The sequence below is a fragment of the uncultured Cetobacterium sp. genome, assembly GCF_945952365.1.
Lineage (GTDB): Bacteria > Fusobacteriota > Fusobacteriia > Fusobacteriales > Fusobacteriaceae > Cetobacterium_A.
The window spans coordinates 1-15,039 of sequence record NZ_CAMFHX010000025.1 but is presented as its reverse complement, the minus strand read 5'-3'; the positions used below and the strand labels follow the sequence as shown (position 1 = coordinate 15,039).

General features: G+C 30.1%; 14 protein-coding genes and 3 tRNA genes. All 17 read right to left on the bottom strand.

Features of this window, described 5'->3' with window-relative positions; translation table 11 throughout:
- Nucleotides 1–15: 15 nt before the first annotated feature.
- The 17 genes from hprK to Q0O83_RS08970 all read right to left on the bottom strand — a co-directional run bounded on the left by hprK (nucleotide 16) and on the right by Q0O83_RS08970 (nucleotide 14,978).
- Nucleotides 16–1,944: an HPr(Ser) kinase/phosphatase gene (gene hprK, locus Q0O83_RS09050; RefSeq protein ID WP_294096390.1), complete on the bottom strand. Its 1,929-nt coding sequence runs from the start codon at nucleotides 1,942–1,944 to the stop codon at nucleotides 16–18.
- A gap of 189 nt (nucleotides 1,945–2,133) precedes the next feature.
- Entirely contained in the window at nucleotides 2,134–3,378 is a 1,245-nt protein-coding gene (locus Q0O83_RS09045; protein WP_294096386.1) for a folylpolyglutamate synthase/dihydrofolate synthase family protein, read from the bottom strand.
- 23 nt (nucleotides 3,379–3,401) lie between these two features.
- Nucleotides 3,402–4,097, bottom strand: a complete 696-nt coding sequence (locus Q0O83_RS09040) for a 5'-methylthioadenosine/adenosylhomocysteine nucleosidase (RefSeq protein ID WP_294096384.1) — start codon at nucleotides 4,095–4,097, stop codon at nucleotides 3,402–3,404.
- 12 nt (nucleotides 4,098–4,109) lie between these two features.
- Nucleotides 4,110–4,985: a lauroyl acyltransferase gene (locus tag Q0O83_RS09035; protein WP_294096382.1), complete on the bottom strand. Its 876-nt coding sequence runs from the start codon at nucleotides 4,983–4,985 to the stop codon at nucleotides 4,110–4,112.
- A gap of 102 nt (nucleotides 4,986–5,087) precedes the next feature.
- Nucleotides 5,088–6,272 carry a L,D-transpeptidase family protein gene (locus Q0O83_RS09030; RefSeq protein WP_294096380.1) on the bottom strand — a complete coding sequence of 395 codons (1,185 nt, stop codon included), beginning with the start codon at nucleotides 6,270–6,272 and terminating at the stop codon, nucleotides 5,088–5,090.
- Between the two features lie 11 nt (nucleotides 6,273–6,283).
- The gene (gene gatB, locus Q0O83_RS09025; RefSeq protein WP_294096378.1) at nucleotides 6,284–7,729 is read right to left on the bottom strand and encodes an Asp-tRNA(Asn)/Glu-tRNA(Gln) amidotransferase subunit GatB; all 1,446 of its coding nucleotides are present in this window, start codon (nucleotides 7,727–7,729) and stop codon (nucleotides 6,284–6,286) included.
- Nucleotides 7,729–9,174: an Asp-tRNA(Asn)/Glu-tRNA(Gln) amidotransferase subunit GatA gene (gatA, locus tag Q0O83_RS09020; RefSeq protein ID WP_294096376.1), complete on the bottom strand. Its 1,446-nt coding sequence runs from the start codon at nucleotides 9,172–9,174 to the stop codon at nucleotides 7,729–7,731. Before gatA ends, gatB begins: the two co-directional genes overlap by 1 nt.
- Before the next feature lie 18 nt (nucleotides 9,175–9,192).
- A complete protein-coding gene (gatC, locus tag Q0O83_RS09015; RefSeq protein WP_294096373.1) occupies nucleotides 9,193–9,483 on the bottom strand; it encodes an Asp-tRNA(Asn)/Glu-tRNA(Gln) amidotransferase subunit GatC in 291 nt (96 codons plus the stop codon).
- A gap of 19 nt (nucleotides 9,484–9,502) precedes the next feature.
- Nucleotides 9,503–10,207, bottom strand: a complete 705-nt coding sequence (locus Q0O83_RS09010; protein ID WP_294096423.1) for a pseudouridine synthase — start codon at nucleotides 10,205–10,207, stop codon at nucleotides 9,503–9,505.
- Entirely contained in the window at nucleotides 10,194–10,727 is a 534-nt protein-coding gene (scpB, locus tag Q0O83_RS09005; protein WP_294096422.1) for an SMC-Scp complex subunit ScpB, read from the bottom strand. Before scpB ends, Q0O83_RS09010 begins: the two co-directional genes overlap by 14 nt.
- Before the next feature lie 14 nt (nucleotides 10,728–10,741).
- Nucleotides 10,742–12,250 (bottom strand): hypothetical protein, encoded by a 1,509-nt coding sequence (locus Q0O83_RS09000; protein ID WP_294096371.1) that lies wholly within the window; start codon nucleotides 12,248–12,250, stop codon nucleotides 10,742–10,744.
- Nucleotides 12,251–12,262: 12 nt separating this feature from the next.
- Complete coding sequence (locus Q0O83_RS08995; RefSeq protein WP_294096369.1) at nucleotides 12,263–13,309, bottom strand: rod shape-determining protein; 1,047 nt, start codon at nucleotides 13,307–13,309, stop codon at nucleotides 12,263–12,265.
- Nucleotides 13,310–13,329: 20 nt separating this feature from the next.
- Nucleotides 13,330–13,908, bottom strand: coding sequence for a Maf family protein (locus Q0O83_RS08990; protein WP_294096366.1), 579 nt, complete (start codon nucleotides 13,906–13,908; stop codon nucleotides 13,330–13,332).
- Nucleotides 13,832–14,443, bottom strand: a complete 612-nt coding sequence (locus Q0O83_RS08985) for a hypothetical protein (RefSeq protein WP_294096364.1) — start codon at nucleotides 14,441–14,443, stop codon at nucleotides 13,832–13,834. The genes Q0O83_RS08990 and Q0O83_RS08985 overlap by 77 nt, the downstream gene beginning before the upstream one ends.
- A gap of 275 nt (nucleotides 14,444–14,718) precedes the next feature.
- Nucleotides 14,719–14,801 (bottom strand) — tRNA-Leu (locus tag Q0O83_RS08980).
- A 2-nt stretch (nucleotides 14,802–14,803) separates the two neighbouring features.
- A tRNA-Thr gene (locus tag Q0O83_RS08975) sits at nucleotides 14,804–14,879 on the bottom strand.
- A gap of 22 nt (nucleotides 14,880–14,901) precedes the next feature.
- A tRNA-Asp gene (locus Q0O83_RS08970) sits at nucleotides 14,902–14,978 on the bottom strand.
- Between the last annotated feature and the right edge of the window lie 61 nt (nucleotides 14,979–15,039).

Below are 15,039 nucleotides of genomic sequence, written 5' to 3'. Positions count from 1 at the left end.
TAAATCCCCCGATTATTAATTATTTTCTCTATAGTTTTTATTTTTCAACTCTTTTAAATAAACCTCTTCCGAATTATACCCCATTCTTTTTGCCATTAAATTCATAACTGCTATTTCCACCATAGCTGCTGCATTTCTTCCTGAAGATATATATAACTTTATCTTAGGGATTTCATTTCCTAATAGCATCTCTGTCGATTCTTGATAATCCATCGCTGTTAAATAGTCTTCACTTTTTAACTCTTGCAATTCAATTATTATGTCAAGCCTCTTACTTATCCTTACTGCTCCCACTCCATATAAGGCTTTTACATCTATTATTCCAAGTCCACGAATCTCCATAAAATATGGCAATTTAGAAGCTCTTCCTGTGATATCTCCTATGACCCCTTTTTCAAATCTAACAGAGTCATCTGCTATCAATCTATGACCCCTGTGTATCAATTCTAAAGCCGTTTCACTTTTACCTATACCACTTTTTCCAGTTAGTAATACACCAAATCCATAAAGTTCTACAAAGACCCCATGAACCGATGCTGAAGGTGCAAAGTAGTTTTCTAAATACGCACTGAATGTTGCTACTACATGACTTGGTCTATCTAATTTAGTTTCTAATAAAATTATATTTTTCTCAATAATTTTATCTAAAAAATAACTTGGAATATCTTTTACTCCAGATATTATTATTGCAGGAAAATCCTCTTTCAAATATCTTTCAAGATTTTTCTCTCTATTCTCTACAGAAATACTTTCTAAATACTTAAACTCTGTATCTGTAAAAAGTTGTAATCCTTTATAACCTTCTTCCCCATACATATCAAAATATCCAGTTAAAGCCAACGAAGGTCTATACACTCCTGTTGTCGTTATGTACCTTGTATCTAGATACTCCTCTCCATTTAACACATTCAAACTGAATCTTGATTTTACATATCTTACTGGCATACTTGTTTTATCATTCACAACTAAACCTCTCTTTTTATTTTCTCTATTCTCTTCTATCAGCTTCTTAGATTCTTTCCAAAAATATTCAGCTGAATTTACCCCTGTTTTTTTCAATCTATAATTTATTGCTGCTGTTTCAATTATTATTGCTAGATTTCTTCCTTTTCTTACAGGAAGAGTTACTTTTGGAATTTTAAATCCTAAAAACTCTTCGTGAAGTTCATCTAATCCTAATCTATCATAGAATTTTTTTTCGTCCCACTTTTCTAACTCTATCAACAGATTTATTTTTTTCTCTTTTCTTGTACTTTTTATACCAAAGTGTGTTGTTACATCTATATCATTGCCATCTTTTCCAAAAAGATAGAAATGACTATCTCCATTCTCTTTATCAGCTGTATTAGAACCCAATATAAATCTATCTGCTATATTTCTAATTTTTAGACGAGTGTCAGTTATAAACTTATGACCTCTTTCAAGCAGTTCTACTGTTGCACCTAATCTTGCATCCTCATACCCTGTCAATAGTAATCCAACACCATAGACATCTAAAAGTATATATTCATCTATTAGTATCTCTTCAGCTAAAACTTTTTGCAGATAAAACTTTGCATTTCTAATAAATTCAATTGTTTTATTATTTGATTTCAACACTGGCTTTCCATATATTTTAGCTATGCTTACAATCTCATCAACAGTTTCATTTTCCATAGTTACAACAAGTGCAGGAAAGGGATGACTCATATATCTGTTTAAAATTTCACTTCGCTTCTCTATATCCATTTGCCCTAAGTAGGAAATCTCTTTTCTTCCTAAAACATTAACATTTATTAAAAGATCTTCTCCTTCTGAAAAAAAACCATTTAACTCATAACCAACTCTATATACACTCTGAGTCGTTATCTCTGATTCCATATTCACATCTAAAAGAGGTACTAAGCCTAAAGCATCCGCTAAATCTTTAACTTTTGGAAACTTTCTCTTTTTTATTCTTTCCATTTTAAACTCCCCTAGTTAGCTTTATAAAACTCACTTTCTCTCTCTTTGTAAGTTTTATCTATTTTCTCTAAAAACATCTCTTTTTTTTGTTCACGTTTCATATACTCAAATTTTAAAACCATAATCTGTTTATATAAAAAATAGCTAATTATTAAAATTATAACTAGTATCAAAATTTTAAATAACCCCTTACTTTTCATTTTTTAGTACATCCTCTTTGAATTTACTTAACAGATAAAAAGAACCACAGAATAAAATTGCTTTACTATTATATTCTTTAGCTAATTCATACGCTTCAAATATATCTTCACGATATTCTTTATCAACTTTATTTGAACCTTCATAAAGTTCAAAACCAGTTTGTCCTCTTTTATTTTCAGCTAGAGATGTAAAGATTATCTTTTTTACACAAGGTTCTAAAATTTTTAGAATTTTTGTATAATCTTTATCTTTTAAAATAGAAACAACAGCTACTATCTCATCCTTTTCATAACCCAATCTCAATGTATCACAAAGTGTCTTCATTCCATCTTCGTTATGAGCTCCATCTAAAATCAAAACTTTATCCTGAGAAGAGATAACTTCAAATCTACACTGCCATTTTACTTTTTCAACAGCTTTTTTTATAGTTTTAACAGGAATTTTCAACTCTTTTAATACTTCATAAGCACATAAAAAATTCTTATACTGATAATCTCCAAATAAAGAGAAAATAAATCTTTCACCCTCTATATCTATCACTGTTTTAAAGTTTTTAAAATCTAAATAATACTTTGCTAATCTGTATTTTTCTAAAACATTTGTATAAGTTTTACTCTTTTCCTCGATTCCTTTTATAAAATCAGCGTCAGAAGACCCTATAAAGACTTTAGAATCAGGTTTTATTATCCCTGCCTTTTCACAAGTTATATCATATATTGTTTTTCCTAAAAAATCAGTGTGATCTAAACTTACATTTGTTATCACACAGATGTCACCCTTTATAACGTTTGTTGCATCAAATCTTCCACCCATACCAACTTCGATTACTGCATAATCAACTTTTTTATCCGAAAAATATTTAAACATCATTGCCGTTGTAACTTCAAAGAAAGTAGGAGTTATTTCTAACTCCTTAACAATATTTTTTATATAAGAATAGTAGTATGCTATCTCTTCATCTGTTATCTCTATTCCATTTACAGATATTCTCTCATTAAATCTAAGTATATGGGGTGACGTATATTTTCCAACTTTACTTCCAGATTCTATTAAAACAGTTTCTATAGTTGTTGATGTAGATCCTTTTCCGTTAGTTCCAGCTACATGTATTGTTTTATAATTCATTTGGGGATTATTCATAGCTTTACAAATATCCTCAATATTTTTTAATCCCAGTTTTATTCCATGAAGTGAATATGAATACAGCTCTTCTAATAATTTTTCAATATTCATAAATTTATATCCCCCTTACTAAATTATAATGCTGTTAACATTCCTTCTATTATTATTTTAGAATTTTGTGCAGCTAACTTAACAAACTCATCAAAATTCATATTTGCATCATGATTAGCCTTGTCTGATATTGATCTTATAATTACAAATGGCTTGTTTAAAACTTGACAAACATGAGCTACTGAAGCTCCTTCCATCTCTGTACACTCTCCAGTAAATGTTTCTCTTAACCAGTTTATCTTTTCATTTGAAGCAACAAAAGTATCTCCACTTACTATAGTTCCTACGAATACTCTCTCTTTACCAAAGTTTTCCTCTGCTACTCTTTTTGCTAAAGCTGTTAACTCCTCATCTGATTTAAACTTTGAATTCTCCATTCTTGGAATTACTCCATGCTCATATCCAAAAGCTGTACAGTCGAAATCATGTTCTATTAAATCTGTAGATACAACAATATCTCCAATGTTTATCTCAGGATTTAATCCTCCAGCAACTCCTGTAAATAGTATTTTATCTACATTGAACTCTTGAATTAATAAAGTTGAACATATTGCAGCATTAACTTTTCCTATTCCACATTCAACTAAAACAATCTCTTTATTTAAAAGCGTTCCTTTGAAAAATTGATATCCACCAATCTCTCTAGTTTCTACAAGATTCATAACCTCTTTCAGTTGTATTACTTCCTCGTGCATCGCTCCAATTATTCCTAATAACATTTTTCCTCCTAATTAACTATTTATATCTTCTTTTTTTATTTTTTTAGATAATTTCCATCTATCATGGAACCACATCCATTGATTTGGATGATTTTTAATTATACCTTCAATAGTATCTATCACTATCTGTGTATTTGCTTTTACGTCATCTTTAAATGAGTTACTTCTTACAAGTTCAATCTCTTTTGTAAAATAAGTTGTACAAGTATTATCTCCATGCATAACATTATACCCGATTACAAGTGGTAAGTTATGCTTTAAAGCTACATTTACAATCCCAGTTGGTGAAACTGTTTCCTCTCCAAAAAATCTTACAGTTGCACCTTTGTCTCTATGATCAGTAAACAAAGCTACCATATTTTGATTCTCTATCTCTTCTAATAGCTCTCTTGAAGTTTGCTTCGACTTTTTTAACAGTGTTACATTCAATTTTTGTCTAGATTCTGTTATAAATTTGTCAATGTAAGGATTTCTCTGAGCTTTGGCTACAGTTACAGTTTTATACTTCTCTCCGGCCTTTAAATTAGCTTCCATATTTCCCATATGAATTAACGCTACAGCTAGCCCACCTCTACTTTGCTTTAACTCTGTCACTCTTTGAAAATCTTCAAGAGCTACATTAGTTTTCAAATAATCTTCAAACCATAATGTTGAGATAAAAGCTTTTGCCATTATTTTGTATGACTCAATTGCAATTTTTCTTCTCTCTTCAAAAGTTTTATCTGGAAAAGCTAGTTTTAAGTTTGCTAATGCTATCCATCTTCTTTTTTTTATAAGATAATAGCCTAAAACTCCTAAATTTTCTGCAAACTTAAATCTTGTTTTCTCAGGACATAACAATAAAAGATGTCTAACAACTTTAAATATAAAATACTGAAGTTTGTACATTTGTTTTATCACCTATCCAATTAGTTTCGCAGATTTATTATAGCATAGAATAAGAAGTTATGCTATTCTTATAAAAAAGGGTGAGCTCAGGCCCACCCTCAATTAAAACACTATAACCATGACATTTTCGTCTGGTCTTTGTTCATTTGATTTTCTATTAACTTTTCCATTAGTTACCCAGTCAAACAAGAACTTTATATGTGATTCCATATTTCTAATACACTTTCTTGTTCCTTCGACCGTTCCTAATGTTCCATCTTTTTCTCTTAAGAAGAAATCTCTATTGATATTTTCCTCAAAGTTAATTGGTGTTCCATGAATATATCCTCCACCTGAGAAACGAATTGCATATTTTGCCATTCCAGCTGCATTATTATATTCATCTCTATATCCCATCTCATATTTTAAAACTGGAACTATAAAATAGCCTCTAGGAGTTTCAAATCCAAGAGTACTCTCCATTCCTGTTTTATTTAATGTATAAGATATAAGCTCCCATCTACCATCAGCATTCTTTTGGAAAATACCTTGATTTTCATTTTCTAAATCTATTACGATAGTCTTTCTAAAGTTTGCGTTTACTGCTGGGTATCTAGTTATAACATTCCTACTCACTTTTAAAGGCTTTTCTTTTATCGATAAAGCATTTACAAATACATCGTTTCCACTAGTAGATTCAATTGACATCAATGACCTGTCAGGAATATGAATTGTTTCTCCATTATAAGTTGCTCTAGCATTTTGATCTGCTGAAACACCATATTTATCTTTCGCTCTATTCATATTCTGATTACTTGGGTTTGGAACATAGGTATTTATCGATACTAGTTCTTTTCCTTTTCCAGATTCTGTTTGTAAGAATTCAGATAACTTGTGTACTCTACTATTCATCTCTTCAAATCTAAATTGTCTTAATGTTACTAGCATTGCTGAAATATATCCATTTACTTTATTTCCATTGCTATCTTTCAACTCTACTTTGTACCACTCATTTCCGTTTGATTCAACTTTTTCCAACACCTTTAATTTCGTATTAAATGGAAATCTTACAATCTCTTTCGAATAAATTGACGAATCCTGTCTTATTGGAGCATCAACACTCTTTATAAAAACATAGTTTAAATATTCTGGCTCAGCTTCGTTGTTCATTATATTTACGTGAACACTCATTGGTATTATGTTTTCATATTTTTGCTTCACTGTTTTACTAACCGCTGATGCTGGTTGTGTTAAAAAAGTAAGCCCAAATACCATAATCCCTAAAGAGATCAATTTGCTTTTTTTCATCTATAAACCACCTATTTTAATTTCGATTCCATTAGGTCTGTTACTATCTTTGGATTTGCTTTTCCTTTTGATAGTTTCATAACCTGTCCTATTAAACCTTTTAAAACTCTTGGTCTTCTTCCTTCGTCAGAGTTTTTAAAGTCCTCAACCATCTTAGGATTCTCTGCTAAAACTTGATCTACTATTCCTTCAATCTCTCCTAAGTCAACAACCTGTATCATTCCTTCTTCTTTTACTATAACCTCTGGGTCTCTACTATCATTTAATTTTATAGTAAATAACTCTTTAGCTATCTTTGAAGAAATTACATCTTTTTGAATTAAATTTATTATTTTTCCTAAATCTTCAGATGAAATCTTTGATTCCTCTATTGTTTTACCACTTTCTTTTAAATCTCTTAAAACTTCTGTCATTATCCAGTTTGAAGATAATTTAGGATTATTAGTTACTGAAACTACTCTTTCAAAATAATCTGCTAATTCAATCTCATCAGTTAAGATATTTGCATCATATTCTGGTAATCCATAAACCTCTTCGAATCTTTTTAACTTAGCTGTTTTTGATTCAGGCATTAACTCTTTTACTCTTTCAATTTCTGAATCTTTAATAACAAGTCTTGGTAAATCAGGCTCTGCAAAGTATCTATAATCCATTGCATCCTCTTTACTTCTCATGATTCTTGTTACTTGAGCTTCGTCATCCCAAGATCTAGTTTCTTGATCTATTGTCTCACCATTTTCAATAGCTTCAATCTGTCTTCCAATTTCATAGTCTATTGCTCTTGCAACTGCTTTAAATGAGTTTAAGTTTTTTACTTCTACTCTTGTTCCAAAAACTTTACTTCCTTTTTCCATAACAGATATATTAGCGTCACATCTTAAAGATCCTAATTCCATTGAAACATCACTTATTCCAGTATACTTTATTGTACTTTTTAAAAGGTTTAAGTATTCGTAAGCTTCTTCAGAGGTTCTTAAATCTGGTTCAGATATAATCTCTAATAAAGGCATTGAAGCTCTGTTAAAGTTTATTAATGACTCAGATCCTGCATGGATTGATTTTCCAGCATCTTCCTCTATTTGAATTCTTGTAATCCCAACTCTTAACTCTCTTCCTGAATTTAGTTTAACATCTAAATGTCCCTTTTCACAGTAAGGTTTTTCAAATTGAGTTATTTGATAATTTTTAGGTGTATCTGGATAGAAATAGTTTTTTCTATCGAATCCACTTATATTATTGATGTTACAGTTTAAAGCTAACGCTGCTTTTATAGCGTACTCTACTACTGTTTTATTTAATTTTGGTAACGCTCCTGGATGCCCTAAACATATTGGACATGTATGTGTATTTGTTGGTGAATTATCGTAATCAGCACTACATCCACACCACACTTTTGTTCCTGTTTTTAATTGAAGGTGTACTTCAAGTCCTATTACAGATTCCCATTGTCTCGCCATTACACTCTCTCCTTTATCGCTTTTTCAAAAGCATCTCCTGCTTTTAAGATATCTTTTTCTCCAAATGCTTTTCCTAATAGTTGGATTCCAACTGGCAATCCTTCAGTCATTCCTGCTGGAATTGAGATTCCTGGAATTCCTGCTAAGTTTGCTGGTATTGTAAAGATATCCTCTAAGTATAACTCTACTGGTGATTTTTTAGCGTCTAATCTAAAAGCAGGTCCTGGCGTTACTGGTGTAAATATAATATCCACTTGTTCAAAAGCCTTATCAAAATCATTCTTAATTAATCTTCTAACTTTTTGAGCTTTCTTAAAGTATGCATCAAAGAATCCAGCACTTAGAACATAAGTTCCTACCATTATTCTTCTCTTAACTTCGTCTCCAAATCCTTCACTTCTTGATTTAATGTATAACTCATCTATATTAGTTGCTTCTGTTGTTCTATGACCATATCTTATTCCATCAAATCTTGCTAAGTTAGAACTTGCTTCTGCTGGTGCTAATACATAGTATGTTGGTGCTGCATATTTTGTATGAGGTAATGATATCTCTACAATCTCTGCACCTAGTGATTTAAATGTTTCTAAAGCTTCGTCTACAACCTTTTTTACTCCTGGATTTAGTCCCTCTATAAAGTATTCTTTCGGAACTCCAATCTTCATTCCTTTAATATCTCCAGTTAAATAATCTAGATAATTTGGAACCTCAATATCTTCAACTGTAGAATCATAATCATCTGCTCCAGAAAGTACATTTAAACTTAAAGCTACATCTTTTACTGTTTTTGCAAATGGTCCAATTTGATCTAATGATGATGCAAAGGCCATAAGACCATATCTTGAAATTCTTCCGTATGTTGGTTTTAATCCAACTACTCCACAAAATGCTGCTGGTTGTCTAATACTTCCACCCGTATCAGAACCTAAAGAGATAAAACATTGATTTGCAGCAACTGAAGTTGCTCCTCCCCCGCTACTTCCTCCTGGAACTCTTTCTAAATCCCATGGATTTTTTGTAGTTCTTTCATATGTTGATGTAGTAGTAGTCGATCCCATTGCAAACTCATCCATATTTGTTTTTCCAATTATTATAGCATCTGCATCTTTTAATTTTTTTACAACTGTAGCATCATAGATACCTTCATATCCTTCTAAAATTTTTGATGCTGATTGAGATGGCTCTCCTATAGAAACCATATTATCTTTTATAGCTACTGGAACTCCAGCTAAACTTCCTACTTTTTCACCATTTTGTATTTTTCTATCAACTTCTCTAGCTTCTTCTAAAGCTTTCTCTTTTCTTAAAGATACAAAACTTCCAATCTCTTTATCAGTTTCTTCTATTCTATCAAAAATAGCTGTAACAACCTCTTCAGATGTTAGCTCTCTATTTAATATTTTTTCTTTTATTTCAAAAGCTGTTAACTCATATATTTTTTTCACAGAAAAATCCTCCTTATATTATTCTCCAACTACCTTTGGTACTATTAGTGCTCCATCTTCTGAAGCAGGTGCATTTTTCATAGCCTCTTGTGATGTTAAAGATTCTTTTACAACATCCTCTCTCAATTTCACTCCAGTTTCATGAACTTGCACTAATGGTTGTACATCATCAGTATTTATCTCTCCTAAAACATCTATATAATCTAAAATGTTATTTAGGTCTGCTTGGAATCTTACAATCTCCTCTTCATTAAATTCTAATCTCGCTAATTTAGCTACATTAAGAACCTCTTCTTTTGTTAAAGACATCTATTTTCCTCCTGTATTTCTATAATGATTTTAAATATTTTATCTCTTGTGATGTTAACTTTCTATATTTTCCTGATTCTAAATCTCCTAGATTTATCTTTCCAATAGCATCTCTTCTTAAGTACATTACAGCATGCTTAACTGCATCAAACATTCTTCTAACTTGACGATTTTTTCCTTCTCTTATCGCAATTATAACTTCACTCTTTCCTCCAGCCCTTTTTAATATCTTTGTTTTAGCTGGTAAAGTAGGGCCATCCTCTAAAATTATTCCTTTTGCTAATCTTGAAAGGTCTTTATCTCTAATCTCACCCTTTACAATTGCGAAGTATTCCTTGTAAACTTCACCTTTTGGATGAATAACCTTATTGAAGATATCTCCGTCGTTAGTTAAAATTATAGCACCCTCTGTATCCGCATCTAATCTTCCAATTGGATATAATCTCTCTTTTGAATCTATTAAATCTGTTACTGTTTTTCTTCCTCTATCATCTTTTGAAGCACTTAATACACCTTTTGGTTTATTTAGTAGGAAGTAAACTTTACCTTCAGATTTTGGTTTTTCAAATAGTTTTCCTTTTATGTATATCTTATCTGCATCAGTAACTTTCTGTCCAGGTGTTGTATCCTTTCCATTTACTTTTATATCTCCATTTTCAATAAGTTTGTCTATATCTCTTCTTGACGCGTATCCATTTTGAGCTAGATACTTATTTATTCTCATCGGTTCCATTTAATCTCTCCTTCATTATTTCATATTGTGGTAGTTCTTCCACTGTTGAGATTCCTAAGTAACTTAAAAACTTATCAGTTACTTTATATAAATTTGGTTTCCCTATCGCCTCTTTTTTTCCACATACTCTTACAAATTTTCTTTCTTCTAATGTTTGAATAACTCTATCTGTTGATACTCCTCTTACCGCTTCAATCTCACTTTTTGTTACGGGTTGACGATAAGCAATTATAGATAACGTTTCTAGTGCTGCGTTTGAAAGTTTTTTAGGTTTTACATCTTGTTTAAAATATAAATTAACCATCTCTCCACATCTAGGATTTGTTATTAGATAAACGACCTCTTGATCTATCTCTAAATTTATTCCTGTATTAAAACGCTCGATTTTTAGTACTTCTAATATTTCTAAAACTTTCTCTACTGAAATAGAGAAAAATTTACTCAAATCTCTTATTTTTATCTCTTCTCCACCTAATAAAAGTATCGATTCGATTTGTTCTTTTATGCCAATGCTACTGTTACCTATCATATTAATCCCCTATAATGAATATTTTCTAAATATAAAAATATCTCATCTAGTTGCAATTGATTATAATCTTCTTTAAAATTAATGAAATAATCCACTTTATAAAACAACTTATCACTTTCCACTAAATAACCGTTTTTATAAAGTAATAGTGCTAACTCTAAGCTTGCAATTTTATTGATTTTCTCATCATTTTGTAGAACCTCAAAAGAGTTATCAGTTTTTTTCAATAAATAACTAATATTTCTTTCTTTGTCAACTTTTTCTAAAATATTTAAATATTTTATATAATCATATTTTTTTATATTTCCATCGTTGTTTAAAATTTCGTTTCTTACTTTTAAAACTATCTCCTCTTTTATCAAAAAAGAATCTTTATAGATTAATTGAATCAAATTTAATTTTTCTAATTCTGATAAAAATTCATAGAATAAAATACTATTATCTAGCCATTCGCCCTCTTTATTTAAAATGCTTCTATATGACTCCTCAATATCTTTACGAATTTTCTCTATATTATCAAGTATAACTTTCTTATCAAGCTCTTTTCCTTTTATACTTAATAATTTTAAATTATAATAATACGAATAAACATTTTGAATATAATCATATTTATTAAAATTAAATTTAGGAATCACTGCATTTCTATCTAATATAACATTTAAATACAGGACTTTCAATTGTCTTATATACTCTACTCTACTCATGTTCATAATCAAGCTATTTTGAGCATAATTACTCGATGAAATTAGATAAAAGTTTTTTATCTGATTAATTACATTTCTTCTTAAGAAGTAATATCTCTCTTCAAATTTTTTCCAAAACTGTATCTCTTCACTTAAAATTTCATTAAAATTCTGATAAGAAAATTTAGGATTTTCTTTAGAAAAATTTATTTCTAAAAGATCATATTTTTTATCATTAGAAATATTTTTAAGTAAGTAAACTCTTTCATCTAGCTCTTTAAATAGTGTTGTTTGAAGTATTTTCACTTTAAAATTTTCAAAATTTCTTTCTGTTGCAACTAATAACTCTGAATTATTATCCTTAGATATATTTAAAGCTCCATACTTATAATAGTTTTCTTTATTTTCAATATTCATATCTTTTATTAATGGTGAAAATTTATAAACCAGCTTATAAGGTGTTTTCCAATTCACTTTATCTAAATTTGTATAAATATATAACTTTTCTTTATTTTTATTAGATAAAACAACATACGTTTCAATCTCTTGATTATCTAAAAAATATTTCATATAAAAAATATTTTTACCATTTATAAACTTTGTCTCTGTATAATAATTTCTAGCTCTATAAACTTTATAATCTTTTATTAACAAAAGTTGTAAATTTGATAGGATATCTCTTTCATTTTCATTTTTACTTTTAATATTTTTTAAAATATTATTTTGTCCATCATAAAAAAGAGCTATCTCACCATTGGTGATGAGATAGTCCGCTCTCAATATTGAAGTTATCAATAAAAGTAATAGTACGACTTTTTTCATAAGCCCCTCTTTTTAATAATCACTTTCTGGTGAAATTAAAACTCTTTTATACTTATCAAACTCTTTTAAAAGTTGTTGGATACCATTTACAACTGCATTTAAAGGATCTTCTGCTACTGTCACCTCTAAACTTAAACTTTCTGCTATTCTTTTATCAACACCTCTTAAAAGTGCTCCTCCTCCAGCTAAGTAAATCCCTTTTCTCTTTATATCTGAAGATAACTCTGGTGGAGTTTTTTCTAATATTCCTTTAATCTCCTCTATAACTAAAACAATTGCCTCTTCTAATGCCTCAGCTATCTCTGACGAATAAACCTTTACATTTTTTGGTAGTCCACTTAATGCATTTCTTCCACTTATCTCTATAAAGATATCCTCTTCTAAATCAGTTACAGCTCCAACAGCTATCTTTATCTCCTCAGCTGTTTTCTCTCCTATAAATAGATTATGTTTCTGTCTGATGTAATCTATTATTAAAGTATCAAATTTATCTCCAGCTATCTTTAAAGATGATGTTTTTACAATTCCACCTAATGATATAACTCCAATCTCTGTCGTTCCACCACCGATATCTACAACCATATTTCCTTCTGGCTCAAATATATTTAATCCAATTCCTATAGCTGCTGCCATTGGCTCCTCTATTAAGTAAGCCTCTCTTGCTCCAGCTTCTCTTGTAACATCCATAACAGCTCTTTTTTCAACTTGTGTTACTCCTGCTGGTACACAAATAATAACTCTTGGGCTCGATAAACTTTTTCCTCTATTTACAATTTTATAGAACTCTCTTAGCATCTTTTCTGTTATCTCATAATCTGCAATTACTCCATTTTTTAATGGTCTTATAGCTTCAACTGTATGTGGAGTTCTTCCTATCATCTGTTTAGCTTTATCTCCAACTTCAAAAATCTCTTTTGTTTTAGTATTTATAGCTACAACTGATGGAGCATTCATTATAATCCCTTTATTCTTTACACATATCAAAGTGTTTGAAGTCCCTAAATCTATTCCTAAATCATCTGAAAATATTCCCAAAACTTTTCCAAATATTTTTTTCATATAACTCTCCTTAAATTAATTTATATTTTATTTAAACTTTCTATTGTTATTCCTAAATTGTTTAAAGTTTTTATAAAATGATTTATTGGAAACCCCATAATTGCAAAGAAATCTCCATCTATCTTATCTACAAAAATAGACCCTAATCCTTGAATCCCATAAGATCCAGCTTTATCCATCGGTTCTCTACTATTTATATACCATTTTATCTCTTCTTCAGTTATATTTTTAAAATATACTCTACTCTCTACAGAGTGAGTTATATCTATATTTTTTTCTAAATTTATAATTGAGTATGCTGTAATAACTCTATGCTCTCTTCCTGAAAGTAACTTCAACATCTTTTCGGCATCATTTTCATTTTGAGGCTTTCCCAAAACTATTCCATCTATCTCTACAACTGTATCTGCACCAACAACATATTCATCTACATTCTCTTCTGCTACAGCTATAACTTTTTTTCTTGAAATATCTTTTATTTGATCTATAACACTCTCTTTATCACTAACTTCTTCTATATCCTTAGTTTGTATCTTCAACTGAAATCCCAGTTGCTGTAATATCTCTTTCCGTCTCGGAGATTTTGACGCTAATATCATCACTTTCTTCCCTTTCTATCACTTCTAAACTATCTTTTTCTTGATATATTTTTTGAATATTACATATCTCGTCGTATATATCTTTTTCTAACTTAGCTTGTTTTTCGAGTCTAATACTTTCTTCTTTTAATCTCTTTTCCTCTTTCTTTTTAGCTATATGCCTTTTAAAAAGATTAATTACAGATAAAATTGTTTTTCTTATCATCTTTCCACAAATTATAATAACAGATATGAAAATTATAAAAATTAAGCAACCTATAAAAATATCAATCCTTACATATGGAAATATTTTTAAGAATGTATATAACTCAATATATCCTAGATTTATATTTAAAAGCCCCATTTGAATAACATGTTCTTGAACCCTTTCAACCGATATTTCACCCAATTCCTTTAAGCTATTTATCAAATAAAGATATCCTGTTGCTGCCCCTAAAATCACCATAAAAATCAGCCTTACTTTTAAAACTACTCTTTTATTAGGGTTTTTCATAAATAACAAGAATCCATATCCTATCAGAAAAATCCACAACATTTTTTCATACATCCCCAAATACTCTGTTATGTATGAATAAACATTATTTATTTGTAAAAAATTCGGATAAAAATAACCTAAAAAAAAGTAAATCAATGAAACAATGTATATAACTTTAAAACTAAATAACATCTTTATATTTTTCATTCATGCACCTTTTTTATTAAACTTTTTTCATAATATTGTACCATAGAGATATAGAGTTTTCAAGCAATTAACATTTGGGTAATAAAAAAGTAGACTTCTTTGAAGTCTACTGTTAAATGTCTTATAAATGGTGCGAGAGGAGGGACTTGAACCCTCACGTCGAAACGCCAGATCCTAAGTCTGGTGCGTCTGCCAATTCCGCCACCCTCGCAGTGGTGCCGCTTATCGGAGTCGAACCAATTACCTACTGATTACAAGTCAGTTGCTCTACCAGGTGAGCTAAAGCGGCTTTATTCAATTTAAAAAATTAATGGCGGGAGTGACGAGGGTCGAACTCGCGACCTCATGCGTGACAGGCATGCGCTCTAACCAACTGAGCTACACCCCCATTAATTATATGGTGGAAACAACTGGACTTGAACCAGTGACCCCCTGCTTGTAAGGCAGGT

Bases quoted from the DNA above. Each gene is read 5' to 3' on its own strand.
- hprK (WP_294096390.1), bottom strand. From the start codon at position 1,944: ATGGAAAGAATAAAAAAGAGAAAGTTTCCAAAAGTTAAAGATTTAGCG.
- Q0O83_RS09045 (WP_294096386.1), bottom strand. From the start codon at position 3,378: ATGAATATTGAAAAATTATTAGAAGAGCTGTATTCATATTCACTTCAT.
- Q0O83_RS09040 (WP_294096384.1), bottom strand. From the start codon at position 4,097: ATGTTATTAGGAATAATTGGAGCGATGCACGAGGAAGTAATACAACTG.
- Q0O83_RS09035 (WP_294096382.1), bottom strand. From the start codon at position 4,985: ATGTACAAACTTCAGTATTTTATATTTAAAGTTGTTAGACATCTTTTA.
- Q0O83_RS09030 (WP_294096380.1), bottom strand. From the start codon at position 6,272: ATGAAAAAAAGCAAATTGATCTCTTTAGGGATTATGGTATTTGGGCTT.
- gatB (WP_294096378.1), bottom strand. From the start codon at position 7,729: ATGGCGAGACAATGGGAATCTGTAATAGGACTTGAAGTACACCTTCAA.
- gatC (WP_294096373.1), bottom strand. From the start codon at position 9,483: ATGTCTTTAACAAAAGAAGAGGTTCTTAATGTAGCTAAATTAGCGAGA.
- Q0O83_RS09010 (WP_294096423.1), bottom strand. From the start codon at position 10,207: ATGAGAATAAATAAGTATCTAGCTCAAAATGGATACGCGTCAAGAAGA.
- Q0O83_RS09000 (WP_294096371.1), bottom strand. From the start codon at position 12,250: ATGAAAAAAGTCGTACTATTACTTTTATTGATAACTTCAATATTGAGA.
- Q0O83_RS08995 (WP_294096369.1), bottom strand. From the start codon at position 13,309: ATGAAAAAAATATTTGGAAAAGTTTTGGGAATATTTTCAGATGATTTA.
- Q0O83_RS08990 (WP_294096366.1), bottom strand. From the start codon at position 13,908: ATGATATTAGCGTCAAAATCTCCGAGACGGAAAGAGATATTACAGCAA.
- Q0O83_RS08985 (WP_294096364.1), bottom strand. From the start codon at position 14,443: ATGTTGTGGATTTTTCTGATAGGATATGGATTCTTGTTATTTATGAAA.